Genomic DNA, 16,179 nt, shown 5'->3' with positions numbered 1-16,179 from the left:
GCGGTGCCGTTTCCCCGGCCGCCCGACCGGCGACTCCCGCCGCGTCAGCGGCCCATCCTCAGCCCGGCCGCCTTGGCGCCGCGGCTGAGGACCGCCTCGCTGATGTCAGACTGGATCTCGCGGTAGTCCTCCCGCCCGGGATCGCTCCGTACCGCCTCCGGCAGATTGACCACCCGCAGGGTGTCCAGGTCCATCATCTGCGGGATGAACTCGGCCTTCTTCACCTGCCAGCGTCCGCCCTTCTCCGCGGGCGGCGCGAAGGTGAAGCGCCCGATCGAGCCGTGGTTGCCGCGGTCGTCCAGCTCGCCGTCGTCATTGGTCATCGTGCCGGCGACCTGGTCGCCCATTCCGTAGATGATCCAGGTGCCGTTGACCTTCTCGTACGGCTGCGGGACATGCGCGTGGGTGCCGAGGATCAGGTCGATGTCGGGCCGGCCGCCGCTGCGGGAGGCGGTGAGCTTCTTGCCCAGGGCGATCTGCTGCTCGTCGGGCTCGGTCTGCCACTCGGTGCCCCAGTGCATGCTCACCACGACGACATCGGCCCCGGCGGTCCGGGCCGCGCGGGCGTCGGCGACGATCTGCTCGTCGTCGATGAGACCGACCGCCCACGGCTGGTCCTCGGGGAACGGGTTGTCGTTGGTGTCGAAGGTGTACGCGAGCTGGGCGATCTTCGCACCGCCCGCCTTCATCAGGGCCGGGCGCATGGACTCGGCGACCGAGCGGGCCGAGCCCGCGTGCCGGACGCCCGCCTTGTCGAGGGCGTCGAGGGTACGGCGCACCCCGTCGGCCCCGTCGTCCAGACTGTGGTTCGAGGCGGTGGAGCACGAGTCGTAGCCGGTGTCCTTGAGGCCCTGGGCGACCTCCGGCGGGGACACGAAGGACGGATAGCCGCTGAACGGCCCGCCCTCCTCGCCGTACACCGTCTCCATGTGGCAGATCGCCACGTCCGCGCCGGAGACGACCGGCTTCACCGCGGCGAACATCGGCGCGAAGTCATAGCCCTCGCCTTCCGCGTCGGACTCCGCCTGGTCGATGACGGAGTCGTGCGGAAGGACGTCGCCGGAGGCGACAAGGGTGAATCCGCGGTGCGGAGCGGCGCCGTCCGCGGCGGGGCCGTGGTGCGGCCGGTCGGGGGTGGGGGGCCGCTCGGGTCCCGCGCAGGCTGCCGCGGTTCCGAGGAGCACCACGGCGGCGGCGACCGCTCCCTGTCGCATGCGCTTGGTCATGGCCGTACTCCGTCTTCCGAGGATCATTCGGTGATACCAACGCAATGAATCCATATAGTCATATAAATGGATGTCAAGTCGCCAAGCCGACAAGGCGAAGGAAAGGGACCGAACGCCGCCGCACGACCGTTCGCCGCACCACTCGTCGCAGTGAGCGACCGCTCGTCGCAGAGCCCTGCGCTCCGTCTGTCCCTCGGCGCCGCCATGCGCTCGGATACGGCAGGCGGCGGCCCCTCCGCAGCACAGCGACCCCGACGGGAAAGGGCGTTCACGATGACCACCGCGACGGCCACGGAGACGACCGACGAGCGGGCACTGGCGGAGCTCCAGCGCGCGCACGGGCCCGCCCTGCTGAACTTCCTGCTGGGTCTGACCCATGGGGACCGGCAGCGCGCCGAGGATCTGGTGCAGGAGACGCTCGTACGGGCCTGGCAGCACCCCGAGGCGTTCGACGGGCCCTTCGACTCCATGCGGCCCTGGCTGTTCACCGTCGGCCGCAGGCTCGCGATCGACGCACGCAGGTCGCGGCTGGCCCGGCCCTTCGAGGTCAGCGACGGGATACTCGCGGCCACGCCCGATCCGGAGGACCCCACGGAGAGCGCGGTCGCGGTGCTCGATGTACGGGAGGCGGTGAAGGCGCTGAGCCAGGAGCACCGGGCGGTGCTGGTGCAGATCTACTTCCGCGGGCTGAGCGTGCACGAGACGGCGCGAACGCTGGGGATACCCGAGGGCACGGTCAAGTCCCGCTCGTACTACGCGCTAAGGGCGCTGGCCCGCTCGCTGCCCGGCTACAGCAGGTCGTCCTCGTCGCAGAGCGCGAGGAGCGACGGGGTGTCGGCCACCTCCAGGTAGGCCGCGCCGCACGGGTCGCAGTCGGCGAGATGGTCCGTGACGCGCCGGTCCTCCGCCGGCGCGAGCGCCCCGAGCACATAGGCGCCGAGCAGCGCGCGCACATGCGCACCCCCCGGTCCCCGACCGCCCGGACCCTCCGGACCACCGCCCGGCGCCACCGGCGGACCCTCCGGCGCCGGGCGCGACGGGCCGGGGCAGGGGCCCGAACCGGCCGTTCCCTCGCCGGAATCCCCCGTTCCACCGCCGTCCGCGGCACCGCCGGCCACACCCGTCACAATCCGCTCCCGTCCGCCGTCCGATCCTGCCCTTCTGGCCACGCGGGGCGGCCGCCGCCGGTTCAATGCTCCCTGAAGCAGGCTTCGGGGGAAGGAAGGCGGAAAAGCAATGCGTCCGGAATGTACCGAAGGGGCGGGTGGCGGTCTGCTGGTGCCCATGGCTTGGATGTACGCCGAGTACATCGCCGACGAACTGCTGCGCACCGGCGATCTGATGCCCCCCACGACTCTGGAGTACCGGGCCGGCCGGGACGCGCTGGCCCTGACCATCTTTCTCTCCGAAGGACCGGCGGCCGGTCCCCGCGTCGTGGCCCGGATGGACGAGTGGCGCTCGCTGACTGCGTACGGAACGAGCTGGCGCGACTGGGTCTGCGCGCGGCTGGACCGGCTGGAGGCAGCGGCCTTCGAATCCGGTTCGCGGAACTGCGATCCGGATCTGGAGCTGGCCGGGGCCGCCTGGCGGTGGCTGGAGGAGACGGAGCTGCTGGCGGCCGATCTCGACGCCATGGGGCCCGCGCGCGCCGACCGGTTCCCGGACGGAGCCGGCGGCCCGGCCGGGGAGGCGGAAGGGCCTCAGGTGTGGACACCGGCCTGGCAGCTCGGGCTGCCGCTGGGGCATCTGGCCACACATCTGTACTGACCCCGCCACTGACCCCGCCGGGGCCTCCGGTTCCGCCCCGGACGGCTCCGGCCCCCGGACCCCTCAGGTGCCGTGCACGCCCGCGCGGTACTTGGGGATCCGTACGGTGATCTTCATCCCGGCGTCCACGCCCGTCTCGATGACCAGGCCGTACTCGTCCCCGTACACCTGGCGCAGCCGTTCGTCCACGTTGAGCAGGCCGATCCCGGTGGACGCGCCGCCCTCGCCGCGCAGGATCCGGCGCAGCCGGTCGGGTTCCATGCCGACCCCGTCGTCCTCGATGACCACCTCGGCCTCGGCCCCGGCGTCGAGTGCGCTGATGGTGATACGGCTGGTGGTGACCGCTCCTTCGAGGCCGTGCTTGACGGCGTTCTCGACCAGCGGCTGGAGGCAGAGGAAGGGCATCGCGACGGGCAGCACCTCGGGCGCGACCTGGAGGGTGACCGAGAGCCGCTCACCGAACCGGGCCCGTACCAGCGCCAGATACTGGTCTATCGAGTGCAGTTCGTCGGCCAGGGTGGTGAAGTCGCCGTGCCTGCGGAACGAGTAGCGGGTGAAGTCGGCGAACTCCAGGAGGAGTTCACGGGCGCGCTCGGGGTCGGTTCGGACGAACGAGGCGATGGCGGCGAGGGAGTTGAAGATGAAGTGCGGGGAGATCTGGGCGCGCAGGGCCTTGATCTCGGCCTCGATCAGCCGGGTGCGGGAGCGGTCCAGCTCCGCGAGTTCGAGCTGTACGGAGACCCAGCGGGCGACCTCTCCGGCCGCCCTGGCGAGCACCGCCGACTCCCTCGGCGCGTAGGCGACTAGGGTGCCGAGCACCCGGTGGTCGACGGTGAGCGGGGCCGCCACGCCCCAGCGCAGCGGGCAGTCGAGATCGCCGCAGCCGCTGGCGAAGGCGGTGTACCGGCCACTGCCCAGCAGCCCTTGGACATGGTCCATCACATGCTTGCCGTGGTGCTCGCCCAGGCCGTCCCAGGCGAGGACGCGCTCCCGGTCGGTGAGACAGAGCGCGTCGGTGCCGAGCAGGGAGCGGAGCCGGCGGGCCGCCTTGCGCGCGCTCTCCTCGGTGAGCCCGGCCCTGAGCGGCGGGGTGGCGAGCGAGGCGGTGTGCAGTGTCTCGAAGGTGGCGTGCTCGACGGGCGTGCCGACATCGCTGGTCCGCTCGGGGCGGGCGGTACGGCGGCCGAGGAGGAAGCCGCCCGCGAGCAGCAGCGGGCCGAGGACGATCAGCACCGCGAGGGCGGCTCCGCTCATCGGACGCCTCCCTTGCCGCTGGGCATCAGGGCCTCCGGGAGGTGGAACCGCGCCATGGCGGCGTTGGTACCGGGCGGTATCCGGCCCCGGGTGGCCAGGGACACCAGGATCATCGCGAGAAAGCCCACCGGCACCGACCACACGGCGGGCCAGGCCAGCAGCGCGTGCGGCCAGCCCGACCGTACCGCCCCGCTCACCGTGATCACCGTGGCGGCGAACGACAGCCCGCCGCCGAGCAGCAGCCCCGCGATCGCCCCCGGCGGGGTCAGCCGCCGCCACCAGATCCCCAGCACCAGCAGCGGACAGAACGACGACGCGGAGACCGCGAAGGCCATCCCCACCGAGTCCGCCACCGGCATACCCGTGATCAGCAGGGACCCGCCGAGCGGTACGGCCATGGCGAGCGGGGTGGCCAGCCTGAAGTGCCGTACACCGCGCGACGGAAGGACGTCCTGGGTGAGGACCCCCGCGACCGCCATGGTCAGCCCGGAGGCGGTGGACAGGAACGCGGCGAAGGCCCCGCCCGCGACCAGCGCGCCCAGCAGCGCCCCGCCGAGACCGCCGATCGCACGCTCCGGCAGCAGCAGCACGGCGGCGTCGGCGTTCGTACCGTAGGGCAGTTCGGGTACGTAGAGCCTGCCGAGCGCGCCGTACACGGGCGGCAGCAGATAGAACGCGCCGATCAGTGCCAGTACGAAGAGGGTGGTGCGGCGCGCGGCCCGGCCGTTGGGGCTGGTGTAGAAGCGGACGACGACATGGGGCAGGCCCATGGTGCCGAGGAAGGTCGCCACGATCAGTCCATAGGTCGCGTAGAGCGGATGGTCGGCGCGGCCCGCGACGGCGCTCGCCAGATCGAGATCGACGCGCGGCCGGCCGTCGCCCTGCCAGGCCAGCAGCAGGAACAGCGCCGGTACGAGCAGGGCGGTGAGCTTGAGCCAGTACTGGAAGGCCTGGACGAAGGTGATGCTGCGCATCCCGCCCGCCGCCACCGCGACCACCACGACCAGCGCGACCAGCACCCCGCCGAACCAGTCGGGCGCGCCGGTGAGAATCGCCAAGGTCAGCCCCGCGCCCTGGAGTTGGGGCACCAGATAGAGCCAGCCCGCCCCGGCCACGAACACACTGACGAGCCGGCGCACCGCCCGGGATTCGAGCCGGCCCTCGGCGAAGTCGGGGAGTGTGTACGCCCCGGAGCGGCGCAGCGGGGCGGCGACGAAGACCAGCAGCACCAGATAGCCGGCGGTGTAGCCGACCGGGTACCAGAGCATGTCGGGGCCGTGCAGCAGCACCAGGCCCGCGACCCCGAGGAAGGAGGCGGCCGAGAGGTACTCACCGCTGATCGCGGCGGCGTTGAGCCCGGGTCCCACCGTGCGGGAGGCGACGTAGAAGTCGGAGGTGGTACGGGAGATCCGCAGCCCGAAGCCGCCGACGAGGACGGTGGCGAGGACGACGAGGGCGACGGCGGTCACGGTATAGCTCTGGTTCACGGAACGGGCCGGCCCTTCACCAGCCGGGCGAAGTCACGCTCGTTGCGCTCGGCCCGGCGTACGTACCACCAGGCGAGCAGGGTGAGCAGCGGATAGGCGGCGAAGCCGAGCACCACCCACACCGCCGTCGCGTCGCGCAGCGCGGCGAAGGCGAGCGGCAGGGTGCCGACGACCAGCGCGAGAACGGCGAACGCGGTGAGTCCGGCGCGGAGCTGACCCCGCATCAGGGAGCGGACATAGGCGTCGCCGAGCGCGGTCTGCTCCTCGATCTCGGCCTGGGCGCGGTAGCGGGGCAGCGGCCGTACGCGACGGGGTTCACCGGTGACGACCTCGCGCCGGGGCGCGGGCTGCCGGGACTCGCCGGTCATGGTCTCTCCTCCCCGTCGCGGCCCGCGGTTCCGTCGCGGGATGCCGCCGTGCGATACCACCCCTGCCGGACCACCGTGCCGGACAGTAGGGCCCGGAGTGTACGCAGACCGGCGATCCCGGGGGAAGGCCCTGGTCAGCGCCTGCCCGGGCCGTGTCGTCAGCGCCCGCCCTGCCGCATCAGAAGGTCCCGCAGGGCGCGGGCGTGGCGGCGGCTCACGGCCAGCTCCGCGTCCCCCACGCGGACGCTCATCGCGCCCGCGTCCAGCCGCAGTTCGTCGATCCGGGCCAGCGCGACGAGATGGCGGCGGTGGATCCGTACGAAACCGCGGGCCCGCCAGCGCTCCTCCAGGGTGGTGAGCGGAATCCGTACCAGATGGCTGCCGTTGTCGGTGTGCAGTCTGGCGTAGTCGCCCTGCGCCTCGGCGTAGGCGATGTCGTCGACGGCGACGAAGCGGATCACACCGCCGAGTTCGACGGGGATCTGGTCGGCCGCGGGGGTCTGCGCGGGACCGCGCTCCCCGACCAGTTCGGCGACCCGGCGCACGGCCTCGGCGAGCCGCTCCCTGCGGACCGGTTTGAGGACATAGTCGACGGCCTTCAGATCGAAGGCCTGGACTGCGAAGCCCTCATGGGCGGTGACGAAGACGATCAGCGGCGGCTCGGCGAACCCGGCGAGCAGCCTGGCCACATCGAGCCCGGTCAGCCCGGCCATGTGGATGTCGAGAAAGACCACGTCGACGGCGGCGGTGCCGTCGGGCCCGGCGTAGAGCGCGTCACCGATCCGGCGCAGGGCCCCGGTCGCGCTGGTCGCGCCCTCGGCGCTGCGGATCCGGGGGTCGGCCCTGAGCAGATAGAGCAGCTCTTCGAGGGCCGGTTCCTCGTCGTCGACGGCCAGTACGCGCAGCATGACGCCGGAGTGTAGGTCCTGGGCCGTCCAATGGCTGCCCCGCTTGAATGATTCCGCGCTCCGGTCCGTACCAGACATCATGCGGACCTTGGACCTCCATCGTGATGTGGGCGCCTACACGCTGGGCGTGCTCGACCCCCCGGACGCCTTCCGCTTCGAGGACCACCTCATGGACTGTCCGCGGTGCACCCTGCTGCTCGCCGATCTCGGCGGGGTACGGGCGCAGCTCGACGAGTACGCACGGCGCACCCCGCCCGGGGTGGCGCCGTTCACCGCCGCGGCCCCGGAGCTGCTGGCCGGGCTGCTGGAGCGCACCGCCGCCGGGCGGCGCGTCCGGCGGGGGCGGCGGCTCGCGCTGGTGGCCGCGGCCGCGGTGCTCGTGGTGGGCGGCCCGCTCGCGGTGCTCCGTACCGCCCCGGGACCGGCTCAGGCCGTACGGTGGACCGCCACCGACCGGGCGACGGGCACGGCGGCCGTGGTGACGGCGGCGGAGACGGGCTGGGGCACGGATGTCGGCCTCGAACTGGTACGGCCGGGCGCCTCCGGGGTCTGCGCGCTGGTCGCGGTGGGGGTGGACGGCTCCCAGGAGACGGTGACCACCTGGGCAGCGCGCGCCGGGGACGGCGAGGCGCTGGTCACCCGGGGCGGGGCGGCGCTGCGGCCGGGCCAGATCGACCACTTCGAGGTGCGGGCCGCGGACGGACGGCGGCTGGTGACGATCGGCGGGCGGAACGTGAGCGGCTGAGCGGGCACGTTCCGCGGGCGGGCCGCGTTGGTCCGTCAGTGCCGTGTTGCTTCGCCGCGCGAGGAGGCGGGTCACTTGAGGAGGCGGGACATCCGGCGGTCCGCGAGCGGTTTGCCGCCGGTCTGGCAGGTGGGGCAGTACTGGAGCGAGGAGTCGCTGAAGGAGACCTCCCGGATGGTGTCACCGCAGACCGGACAGGCCTCCCCGGCCCGGCCGTGCACCCGGAGCCCGGTCTTCTTCTCCGCCTTGAGCCGCCCCGCGGCCACCCCGCGCGAGCGTTCGACGGCCTCGCGCAGCGTGGTGCGCAGGGCTTCGTAGAGGAGGGTGATCTCGTCCTCGGAGAGATTCTTGACCGGTTTGAACGGGGACATCTTGGCGGCATGCAGGATCTCGTCGCTGTAGGCGTTGCCGATCCCCGCGATCAGGCGCTGGTCCCGCAGCGCCCCCTTGATCTGCCGCCGCTCACCGGCGAGGAGCCGGGCGAACGCGGCGCGGTCGAAGGAGCCGTCGAGCGGATCGGGGCCGAGCGAGGCGATCCCGGGGACATCGGCCGGGTCGCGCACGAGATGGACGGCGAGGCGCTTGGTGGTGCCCGCCTCGGTGAGATCGAATCCGTCCCCGTCGGCGAGGACGACCCGCAGGGCGAGCGGTCCCTTGCCGGGCCGTGGCGGCTGCGGAGGGAACGAGTCCTTCCAGCGGAGCCAGCCCGCGCGGGCGAGATGGACGGCGAGATGCAGCGGGTCGCCGCCGCCCGGGCCGGCCGCGGCGATGTCGAGATACTTGCCGTGGCGGGCGACGGACCCGACCGTGGTGCCCTCCAGGGCGGAGAGCGGCGGATCGTAGGTCTTCAGGACATTGACCGTCAGGGGCAGGACGCGGGCGATCTCCCTGCCCACGAGCCGGCCGTCGAGAAACTCGCGCAGTGCTTCGACTTCGGGTACTTCCGGCATGCGTCCAGCGTGCCGCAGTCCCCCTGCGACCGCCCAGTGAGCCCCGCGCCCACGGGGCAGTGTCACCACGAGGGGTCGCCCCATGACCCCGTCCGCCTCAAGAAAGGCCCCGCATGCCCGTGAGCGACCGCCGAGCCGCCGTCCAGTCCGCGCTGGTCCTCGACAGGACCTCGGCGCGGCCCCGCGCCGCCGTCCTGGTGCTGCACGGCGGTCGTTCGAAGAGCGAGCGGCCGCCGGGCCGGATCAATCCGCCGGGGGTACGGATGTGGCCCTTCAGCCGGGCGGTGCTGCGGGCCACCGACGGGTACGACGTGGTGGTGGGCCGGGTGCGCTACCGGTACCAGGGCTGGAACGGCGGGCGCGCCGACGCGGCCCGTGACGCGCGCCGGGCGCTCGACGAACTGGAGGAGCTGGCGGGGCCGGTGCCGGTGGTGCTCGTGGGGCACTCGATGGGCGGCCGCGCGGCCCTGGCGGTCGCGGGGCACGACCGGGTCAGCGGAGTGGTGGCGCTGGCGCCCTGGTGCCCGAGGGGCGAGCCGGTGGAGCAGCTCGCGGGCTGCCGCGCGGTGCTGCTGCACGGCGACCGCGACCGGGTGACGGACCCGCGCGAGACCGTCGAACTGGCGGCCCGGGCACGGGCGGCGGGCGCGGAGGCCTGCGCGGTCCTGCTGCCGGGCGGCGACCACGCCATGCTCCGCAGGGCGGCCACCTGGCACCGCCTGACCACCGGCTCGGTGACGGCGCTGCTGGGCATGGACCCGTACCCGGAGGCGGTCCGCAGGGCCCACGCGGGATCGGACCCGGTCCAGAGCCCCTGACAGCACCACACGCGCCATCCAGGGGCCGGGCCGGGGCGTGGATGGCGCCGGGGGGGCGGTGGTGCTGACGGACGTGGTCCGCGAAGGCCGCGCCGGAGCGGGACGGTGCCCGGGACCGGCCTGCGGGTGAAGCGGTGCCGGGCCCGCGCAACGCCGCTCCGCGCTCCCGGCGGACGCGAGGCGAAGCCCGTGCCGGGCCCGGTCCGGGGGCGGTCACGGCCCCGGGGGCGGTCCTGGGCCGTGACCGCCCGGCCGGGTTCCCCCGCCAGGCGGTCCGTGGCGGCGGCTCGTACGATCCGGGGCCCGGCTCAGAGGCCGTACACGCGGCGTGCCGTGCCGGCGAAGATCTCCCCCCGCTCGGGCTCGCTCAGGGCGCTCGTCACCACCCGCGCCGCGTCCAGCACTTCGCCGTACGTGGCGGCCAGCCGGCAGACCGGCCAGTCGGAGCCGAACATCAGACGGCCTGGGCCGAAGGCGTCCAGGACGGTGTCCGCGTACGGACGGAGCCCGTTGGCCGTCCAGGAGTCCCAGTCGGCCTCGGTGACCATGCCGGAGAGCTTGCAGACGGTGTTGCGCCGGGCGGCGAGCGTCCTGACGTGGTCCGCCCACGGGTCGAGGCCGCCGGAGGCGATCGGCGGCTTGCCGAGGTGGTCGAGGACGAACGTGAGGTCCGGCAGCAGTTCGGCCGCCACCGCCGCCGCGGGCAACTGGTGCGGGAGGACGACCAGGTCGTACACGAGCCCCGCGGCGGCGACCGCCGCGAGCCCGCGCTGCACGTCCCGCCGCAGCAGCCAGCGCGGATCGGACTCGCCCTGCACCTGGTGGCGGATCCCCACGAGCCGGTCGCCGCCCGGCAGTTCGCGCAGCGCGGCGAGGGTGTCGGCGATCCCGGGCGCGGTGAGGTCGGTCCAGCCGACGACACCCGCGACCAGCTCACTGCCGTCGGCGGCGGCGAGGAATTCGGGGGTCTCCTCCGGCACACAGACGGTCTGGACGAGCACGGTGGCCGTCACTCCGGCGGCGCGTGCCTCCGGCTCCAGATCGTCGAGGGTGAAGTTCCGGCGGATCGGCGTCAGTGCGGGACCGGTGATCCAGTCCTGGTCACGTACGGACAGATCCCAGATGTGGTGATGGGCGTCCACGATGCCCGCGGTGCTCAGGGCATCGGCGGCATCCGTGGCACTCGCGGTGTTGGTGGTACCCGCGGTGTTCGGCGGTGTCATCGGCGGTCACAGCTCCCAGACGACGGGCAGCGCGGCATCGGCACCGCCCGCCGAGTAGTCGTGCGGGACATCGAGCAGTCCGGCCATCCTGGCCTGCCAGGCGACGTTGACGGGCAGCCGGTCCAGCTCGGCGAGCAGGCGCGGGTAATCCTCGCACTCCAGCAGATGGAAGAGGTCGGTGCCGCTGCGCCAGATCGTCCAGGAGGTGGCGCCCGCCGCGCGGATCGCGGCGGTGAGTTCGGCGGGCACCTCGCGGTGCGCGGCCTCGTACTCCTCGATCCGGTCGGCGCGGACCGTGGTGTGCAGGGCGACCCTCATGACCTCGCTCCGTTCCCGGCCGACAGCCCTTCGGCCGGGGTCCCCGCGGCGTCCGGTTCCTCGCCGAGCAGACCTTCGGCGCGCAGCTCGGCCCACAGGTCCTCGGGGACGGTACGGGCGGCCAGTTCGGCCGCGTCCCGTACCTCCGCCGCCGACCGGGTGCCCACCAGCACACTGGCGACGCCCGGATGGCGCAGCGGGTAGTGCAGGGCCGCGGCGCGCAGGGGCACCCCGTACCGCCGTGTCACCGCGTCCATCCGCAGGGCGCGGTCGAGCAGGCCGGGCGGCGCCGCGGCGTAGTCGTAGGTCGCGCCGGGGCGCGGATCGGCGAGCAGCCCGGAGTTGAAGACCCCGCCGACCACCACGCTCCTGCCGCGCGCGACGGCCTCGGGCAGCAGTTCGGTGAGCGCCGACTGGTCGAGCAGGGTGAGGCGGCCCGCGCACAGGACGACATCGGCGTCGGTGTCGCGGAGGAAGCGGGTGAGCATCGCGGTCTGGTTCATCCCGGCGCCGATGGCGCCCACGACCCCTTCGGCGCGCAGCCGCTCCAGCGCCGGATAGGCCTGCCCGAAGGCTTCCTCCGCGTGGTCGTCCGGGTCGTGCAGATAGACGATGTCGAGCAGGTCGAGCCCCAGCCGCTCCAGGCTGGCCTCGATGCTGCGGAGCACGCCGTCGGCGCTGAAGTCCCAGACCCGGCGATGGGTGGCGGGTACGGCGAAGCCATGGGCCAGATCGTCACCGGCCGGGCCGTCCCCGGGGACGGGTTCGAGCAGTCGGCCCACTTTGGTGGAGATGGCGTACGTGTCACGCGGCCGGTCCCGCAGCGCTTCGCCGAGCCGCCGTTCGGAGAGCCCGAGGCCGTAGTGCGGTGCCGTGTCGAAGTACCGTATGCCGACGTCCCAGGCGGCGTCGACGGCCGCCCTGGCGTCGTCCGGTTCGACGGGTGTGTAGAGATTGCCGATCCCGGCCGCCCCGAAGGACAGTCCGGTCACCCGGACCGCACCGCGTCCGAGCGTGCTGTGCCGCATACCGCCGCCGCCTCCCGCGTCGCCGACACCATCCGATCTGGTGTCGATCACGACGAATATTCATCGGATGACTGAGTGCCGTCAACACCTCCGGAGCAGCTTTCTGCGCTTCTTTGTGAATGAACTGTCCGACCTATCGGTCGGGCAGAGAGGGCTCAACGGCCTGGTCTGATCTCCCTGGTGGCCCGCAGCAGCTCCGCCAGTTCGTCCGTCGTCCCGCGCGCCAGCCGGTCCAGGTCCGGTACGGCCTTGCCGTCGGCGACGAGTCCTACATGGACGCGCCCGCCGTAGGTGGTCAGCGCCACCGCCAGGGACTGTCCGCGCGCCAGCGGTGCCATCGGATACACCTCGCGCAGCGGGCAGCCGCCGAGCGAGAGGGTGGAGCGCGGCAGCGGCACGCTCGTCACCAGGATGTCGAAGAGGATCCTGGCCGCGCTGCCCGCCAGCGGCGCCCCGAGCCGGTGGGCCAGCGGCGGCAGTTGGTCCGCGAGCACGGCGACGGCGCCCGCGCCGCGCGACGGGCCCGCCGACTTGTTGCGGTCCATGGCCCGGCGGACCCGCGCGAGCCGGGCCCGGGGATCGGCCTCGCCGACCGGGAGGCCGAGGAGATACGCGGAGAGCCGGTTGGCCGAGCCGGGCGGGCTGCCGGGGCGGCGCCGGGAGACCGGTACGAGGGCGCGCGGGGGCGCGGGGGGCAGCCGCTCGCCCCGTTCGAGCATCCAGCGCCGCAGCGCCCCGGCCACTGTCGCGAGCAGCACGTCGTTGGCGGTGCCGCCGGCGGCCCTGCGGATCCGCTGGACGTCCTCCAGATCGAGCACGGCGGTGGCGAGCCGCCGCGTACCGCTGGACCCGGCGGTCAGGGCGGGCGTTCCGCGCGGGTCGAGCCGGCTGGCCCGTACGACCGAGGCGCCGATGCCGACCGCGCGGCCCAGCTCCTCGATCCGGCCCCTGGCCAGGCCCGCCACCTGCCAGGGCCCGGGCAGCCAGGACCGGGGCGGCACCGGCCTGACCCGGCGGACCCCGGCGGCCCGGGCGTCGGCGATCTGGTCGAAGATGCCCGCGCCGATGGAGACGGCGCGCATACCGTCGGCGAGGGCGTGGTGGAGCTTCACCAGTACGGCGAAGGGGCAGGGACCACGGCCCTTGCGCGGCGCCACCGCGTCCCGGCCGCCGGGCGTCAGGACGTACATCTCCCAGGGCGGGATACCGCGCTCCAGCGGGCGTTCCATCAGCTCGCCAGCCAGCCGGGCGGCCTGCGCCGTGAACTCCCCGGCGGGCAGCCGCAGCCGCCGTACATGCCGCCGTACGTCGAAGTCCTTGTCGGCCGACCAGGCGGCGCCGCCGACCGGGAGCCAGACGTCCCGTACCCGCATCCGCAGCCGGGGGATGGCGGCGGCGCGGGCGGCGAGCAGCTCCAGCAGTCCGGCGCCGGCCACCGCACCGGGCACGGCGGTGAAGAGGGCGAGCGCGCCGAGGTGCATGGGATGGTCGGCGGATTCGAGATGCCAGAAAGCCAGATCGATAGGTGCCAGCAGCTCGGTGGTCAAGGGAACCCCAGGTCCTAGGGGGCGAGGCACTGCGAGGGCACAGCTCCTCACCAATTGGTCGGTTACGGTCAAGTACGTTCACTTCACAGGCGCTTAACGACCCATATCGCACAGTGTGACGGAAATCCGGGGTGATGCCCGCTCAGAGGCAGCTCAGGGTGACGGCCGGTCAGGGACGGCGAATTCGCACCAGACGCATTTGCCGCTGCCGCGCGACTCCACCCCCCACGCGTCCGAGAGCAGATCCACCAGAAGCAGCCCGCGCCCCGAGACACCCGACTCACCGGCGTCGCGGCGGTGCGGCAGGGTGCTGGAGCGGTCCTCGACCTCGACGCGCAGACGCCGCTCCGCGCCGGACAGGATCCGTACGTTCACGACCGCGCCGTTCCCGGTGTGCATCAGCGCGTTGGTGATCAGCTCGTCGGCGGCCAGCTCGATCTCGTCCGCGCCGGCGCCGGCCCCCCAGGCGCCCACCGCCGCCCGGATCATGTGCCGTGCGACGCTCAGCCCCTCCGGGTCGCCCCGCGCGACCCGGTGCTGGAGCCGCCCGCCGGGGCTCGGGGCCCCGGCTCCGCCGCGCCGCAGCAGCAGGACGGCGCCGTCGTCGTCGCCGCCCCGCTCGTCGATGACCGCGCAGATCCGGTCGGCCAGGAGCTCAAGGTCGTGCGGTCCGTCCCGTACCAGCCCGGCCAGATGCTCCATACCGTCGTCCAGATCCGTGCCGGGCAGCTCCACCAGGCCGTCGGTGCAGAGCATCAGGGTCTGGCCGGCGTCGAGTTCGAAGGTCTCGACCGGATAGTCGAGCCACCCGAAGAACGCCGAGAGCCCCAGCGGCATCCCGCCCGCCACGGGCAGTCCTCGGCAGGAGCCGTCGGTGTCCCTGAGCAGCGGGTCGATGTGCCCGGCCCGTACAAGCCGGACCATCCCGGTCGACAGGTCGGCCTCCGCGTAGATGCAGGTGGCGAAGCGGTCGGTGTCCAGCTCGTGCAGGAAGACCGAGGCCCGTGCCATCACCGTGGCCGGCGGGTGCCCCTCGGCGGCGTACGCGCGCAGCACGATACGGAGCTGTCCCATCACGGCGGCGGCGTGGGTGTCATGACCCTGCACATCGCCGATGACGGCCCCGACCCGGCCGCCGGGCAGCGGGATGATGTCGTACCAGTCGCCCCCGATGTCCCGGCCGAGCCGCGCCGAGCAGTAGCGGACCGCGATCTCCGCGCCGGGCACGGCGGGGATACGGCGCGGGAGCATGGCCTGCTGAAGGCCCTCCGCCAGATCGTGGTCCTGCTCGAAGAGGACGGCGCGCTGGAGGCTCTGGGCGATGCCGCTGCTGAGGGCCACCAGCAGATTGCGGTCCTCGGCGGTGAAGCCCTCCTTGTCGCCGTAGAGCAGCCCGAGCGCCCCGATCGGCCGGGCCTGCGCGATCAGCGGTAGATAGGCGCCGGCGTTGATGCCGAAGCCGCGGATGTGCTCCCAGAGGTCCGGATAGCAGAGGGCGAACTCCTCGCGGGACTCCACGAAGCGCGGGGCGAGCGTCCGTACCACCTCGTTCAGCGGGTACTCCTCGTCGGCCCGTGTCACACGCACGTCCGGCACATGGGCGCCCTCGGGCCCCTCGGCGACCAGCCGGATGCGCCCCGCCTCCAGCAGGCCCATCACCAGGCCGCTCGCACCGAGGTGCTCCAGGCCGCCGGACTCCGTCAGTACGTCGATGACGTCCTGGACGGTCCTGGCGTGGGCGAGCGCGGCGGTGGTGGTCTCGACGACGGTGGTCTGCACCCGGCGTACCGCGGCCAGTTCGCGCCGCGCGGTGGAGTCGGCCAGTTCCTGGACGGCGTCGCGGACGATACCGATGACCCGCACCGCGCGGCCCTCGTCGTCACGGCGGATGCTGCCCTGGGTATGGGTCCAGCGCAGGGTGCCGTCGCGCCGGCGGCGCCGGAAGTAGGCGCCGTAGCCGGTGCTGCCGTCGCCGAGCGCCCGCGCGACCACCGCGTCCAGCCGCGCTCCCTCGTCGGGCGGAATCCTGTCCGCCAGGCTCTCGCGCCGGCCGTCGTACTCCTCGGGCCCGGTGTCGAACACGTCGAGCGCCTGGGCGTCCAGATACAGCAGCCCGCTGGCGAGGTCCCAGTCGAAGGTGCCCATCCCGTTCAGGGAGAGGCTGAGGTCCGGCTGGGCGGGCCAGTCGCCGGGAAGCGACAGGGGACCTGCTGCCCGTTCAGCCATGCAGACACTTTGTCATCAATTGTCGGATTATTCGAGTGGTCCGAGCGGCCGCTGCCGAGGCGGTCGGGCCTCAGTCCCGGTACGAGACGGGACCGATCAGCAGGTTGTCGATCCGAACATCGTCGGGGTTCGGGAGAGGCCCGTCGCCGGACCCGCCGTCGGGCAGCAGATCGGGCATGCCTTCGGAGCGCGGCTCCGGCTCCGGCTCGGGCACGTCCTCGGACTCCGGCTCCGGCTCGGGGCGAGGCGGGGGCGGCGGCCCTCCACGCCCCGACGACACGCCCGGCGGCCCGGGCTGGGCCGGGGGCGCGGGG

General features: G+C 73.3%; 16 protein-coding genes and 1 pseudogene. 4 read left to right on the top strand and 13 right to left on the bottom strand.

The genetic code is table 11. The annotated features are described in order from the left end of the window. Positions 1–44 precede the first annotated feature (44 nt). Complete coding sequence (locus WH07_RS02665) at positions 45–1,226, bottom strand: CapA family protein (RefSeq protein ID WP_046494809.1); 1,182 nt, start codon at positions 1,224–1,226, stop codon at positions 45–47. 273 nt (positions 1,227–1,499) lie between these two features. Between WH07_RS02665 and WH07_RS02660 the strand changes: the two genes are divergently transcribed. After that, the gene (locus tag WH07_RS02660) at positions 1,500–2,078 is read left to right on the top strand and encodes a sigma-70 family RNA polymerase sigma factor (RefSeq protein ID WP_046494807.1); all 579 of its coding nucleotides are present in this window, start codon (positions 1,500–1,502) and stop codon (positions 2,076–2,078) included. Here WH07_RS02660 and WH07_RS40775 read toward each other — a convergent pair. After that, positions 2,015–2,179 (bottom strand): zf-HC2 domain-containing protein, encoded by a 165-nt coding sequence (locus tag WH07_RS40775; RefSeq protein ID WP_232788684.1) that lies wholly within the window; start codon positions 2,177–2,179, stop codon positions 2,015–2,017. The genes WH07_RS02660 and WH07_RS40775 overlap by 64 nt on opposite strands. A 283-nt stretch (positions 2,180–2,462) precedes the next feature. On the opposite strand from WH07_RS40775, the gene WH07_RS02655 reads away from it, so the two are divergent. Next, entirely contained in the window at positions 2,463–2,993 is a 531-nt protein-coding gene (locus WH07_RS02655; RefSeq protein WP_046494806.1) for a hypothetical protein, read from the top strand. A 63-nt stretch (positions 2,994–3,056) separates the two neighbouring features. Here the strand turns inward: WH07_RS02655 and WH07_RS02650 are convergent, their stop codons facing one another. The 4 genes from WH07_RS02650 to WH07_RS02635 form a co-directional block, all read right to left on the bottom strand. After that, the gene (locus WH07_RS02650; protein WP_046494804.1) at positions 3,057–4,247 is read right to left on the bottom strand and encodes a sensor histidine kinase; all 1,191 of its coding nucleotides are present in this window, start codon (positions 4,245–4,247) and stop codon (positions 3,057–3,059) included. Continuing rightward, positions 4,244–5,734: a sodium/solute symporter gene (locus WH07_RS02645; RefSeq protein ID WP_046494802.1), complete on the bottom strand. Its 1,491-nt coding sequence runs from the start codon at positions 5,732–5,734 to the stop codon at positions 4,244–4,246. The genes WH07_RS02650 and WH07_RS02645 overlap by 4 nt, the downstream gene beginning before the upstream one ends. Then, positions 5,731–6,102 carry a hypothetical protein gene (locus tag WH07_RS02640; protein ID WP_232788683.1) on the bottom strand — a complete coding sequence of 124 codons (372 nt, stop codon included), beginning with the start codon at positions 6,100–6,102 and terminating at the stop codon, positions 5,731–5,733. The genes WH07_RS02645 and WH07_RS02640 overlap by 4 nt, the downstream gene beginning before the upstream one ends. A gap of 158 nt (positions 6,103–6,260) precedes the next feature. After that, complete coding sequence (locus WH07_RS02635; RefSeq protein ID WP_046494798.1) at positions 6,261–7,010, bottom strand: LytR/AlgR family response regulator transcription factor; 750 nt, start codon at positions 7,008–7,010, stop codon at positions 6,261–6,263. Positions 7,011–7,089: 79 nt separating this feature from the next. Here WH07_RS02635 and WH07_RS02630 point away from each other — a divergent pair, with 79 nt between their 5' ends. After that, positions 7,090–7,755: a zf-HC2 domain-containing protein gene (locus tag WH07_RS02630; protein WP_046494796.1), complete on the top strand. Its 666-nt coding sequence runs from the start codon at positions 7,090–7,092 to the stop codon at positions 7,753–7,755. Positions 7,756–7,826: 71 nt separating this feature from the next. Here the strand turns inward: WH07_RS02630 and WH07_RS02625 are convergent, their stop codons facing one another. Continuing rightward, positions 7,827–8,705 carry an Fpg/Nei family DNA glycosylase gene (locus tag WH07_RS02625; RefSeq protein ID WP_046494794.1) on the bottom strand — a complete coding sequence of 293 codons (879 nt, stop codon included), beginning with the start codon at positions 8,703–8,705 and terminating at the stop codon, positions 7,827–7,829. A gap of 113 nt (positions 8,706–8,818) precedes the next feature. Between WH07_RS02625 and WH07_RS02620 the strand changes: the two genes are divergently transcribed. Beyond that, positions 8,819–9,523 carry an alpha/beta hydrolase gene (locus tag WH07_RS02620; RefSeq protein WP_046494791.1) on the top strand — a complete coding sequence of 235 codons (705 nt, stop codon included), beginning with the start codon at positions 8,819–8,821 and terminating at the stop codon, positions 9,521–9,523. 308 nt (positions 9,524–9,831) lie between these two features. On the opposite strand, the gene WH07_RS02615 is transcribed toward WH07_RS02620, so the two are convergent. From WH07_RS02615 to WH07_RS40770, 6 genes and pseudogenes are all read right to left on the bottom strand, one after another. Further along, positions 9,832–10,746 (bottom strand): amidohydrolase family protein, encoded by a 915-nt coding sequence (locus WH07_RS02615; RefSeq protein WP_079022889.1) that lies wholly within the window; start codon positions 10,744–10,746, stop codon positions 9,832–9,834. A 6-nt stretch (positions 10,747–10,752) separates the two neighbouring features. Then, positions 10,753–11,064, bottom strand: coding sequence for an L-rhamnose mutarotase (locus tag WH07_RS02610; protein WP_046494789.1), 312 nt, complete (start codon positions 11,062–11,064; stop codon positions 10,753–10,755). Next, a complete protein-coding gene (locus WH07_RS02605) occupies positions 11,061–12,092 on the bottom strand; it encodes an aldo/keto reductase (protein WP_046494850.1) in 1,032 nt (343 codons plus the stop codon). Before WH07_RS02605 ends, WH07_RS02610 begins: the two co-directional genes overlap by 4 nt. 155 nt (positions 12,093–12,247) lie before the next feature. Continuing rightward, on the bottom strand, positions 12,248–13,639 hold the full coding sequence (locus WH07_RS02600; RefSeq protein WP_046494787.1) for a wax ester/triacylglycerol synthase family O-acyltransferase: 1,392 nt from the start codon (positions 13,637–13,639) through the stop codon (positions 12,248–12,250). Between the two features lie 153 nt (positions 13,640–13,792). Continuing rightward, positions 13,793–15,865, bottom strand: coding sequence for a SpoIIE family protein phosphatase (locus tag WH07_RS02595; protein ID WP_046494785.1), 2,073 nt, complete (start codon positions 15,863–15,865; stop codon positions 13,793–13,795). A gap of 70 nt (positions 15,866–15,935) precedes the next feature. Next, a pseudogene (locus WH07_RS40770) lies at positions 15,936–16,179 on the bottom strand (copper-binding protein); the annotation flags it as partial.

The organism is Streptomyces odonnellii (assembly GCF_000981895.1).
GTDB lineage: Bacteria > Actinomycetota > Actinomycetes > Streptomycetales > Streptomycetaceae > Streptomyces > Streptomyces odonnellii.
The sequence above is the reverse complement of the archived record's forward strand: the minus strand, read 5'-3'. Positions and strand labels throughout refer to the sequence as shown.

Coding starts and splice junctions, on each gene's coding strand:
- WH07_RS02665 (WP_046494809.1), bottom strand. CDS start 1,226: ATGACCAAGCGCATGCGACAGGGAGCGGTCGCCGCCGCCGTGGTGCTC.
- WH07_RS02660 (WP_046494807.1), top strand. CDS start 1,500: ATGACCACCGCGACGGCCACGGAGACGACCGACGAGCGGGCACTGGCG.
- WH07_RS02655 (WP_046494806.1), top strand. CDS start 2,463: ATGCGTCCGGAATGTACCGAAGGGGCGGGTGGCGGTCTGCTGGTGCCC.
- WH07_RS02650 (WP_046494804.1), bottom strand. CDS start 4,247: ATGAGCGGAGCCGCCCTCGCGGTGCTGATCGTCCTCGGCCCGCTGCTG.
- WH07_RS02640 (WP_232788683.1), bottom strand. CDS start 6,102: ATGACCGGCGAGTCCCGGCAGCCCGCGCCCCGGCGCGAGGTCGTCACC.
- WH07_RS02635 (WP_046494798.1), bottom strand. CDS start 7,010: ATGCTGCGCGTACTGGCCGTCGACGACGAGGAACCGGCCCTCGAAGAG.
- WH07_RS02630 (WP_046494796.1), top strand. CDS start 7,090: ATGCGGACCTTGGACCTCCATCGTGATGTGGGCGCCTACACGCTGGGC.
- WH07_RS02625 (WP_046494794.1), bottom strand. CDS start 8,705: ATGCCGGAAGTACCCGAAGTCGAAGCACTGCGCGAGTTTCTCGACGGC.
- WH07_RS02620 (WP_046494791.1), top strand. CDS start 8,819: ATGCCCGTGAGCGACCGCCGAGCCGCCGTCCAGTCCGCGCTGGTCCTC.
- WH07_RS02615 (WP_079022889.1), bottom strand. CDS start 10,746: ATGACACCGCCGAACACCGCGGGTACCACCAACACCGCGAGTGCCACG.
- WH07_RS02610 (WP_046494789.1), bottom strand. CDS start 11,064: ATGAGGGTCGCCCTGCACACCACGGTCCGCGCCGACCGGATCGAGGAG.
- WH07_RS02605 (WP_046494850.1), bottom strand. CDS start 12,092: ATGCGGCACAGCACGCTCGGACGCGGTGCGGTCCGGGTGACCGGACTG.
- WH07_RS02595 (WP_046494785.1), bottom strand. CDS start 15,865: ATGGCTGAACGGGCAGCAGGTCCCCTGTCGCTTCCCGGCGACTGGCCC.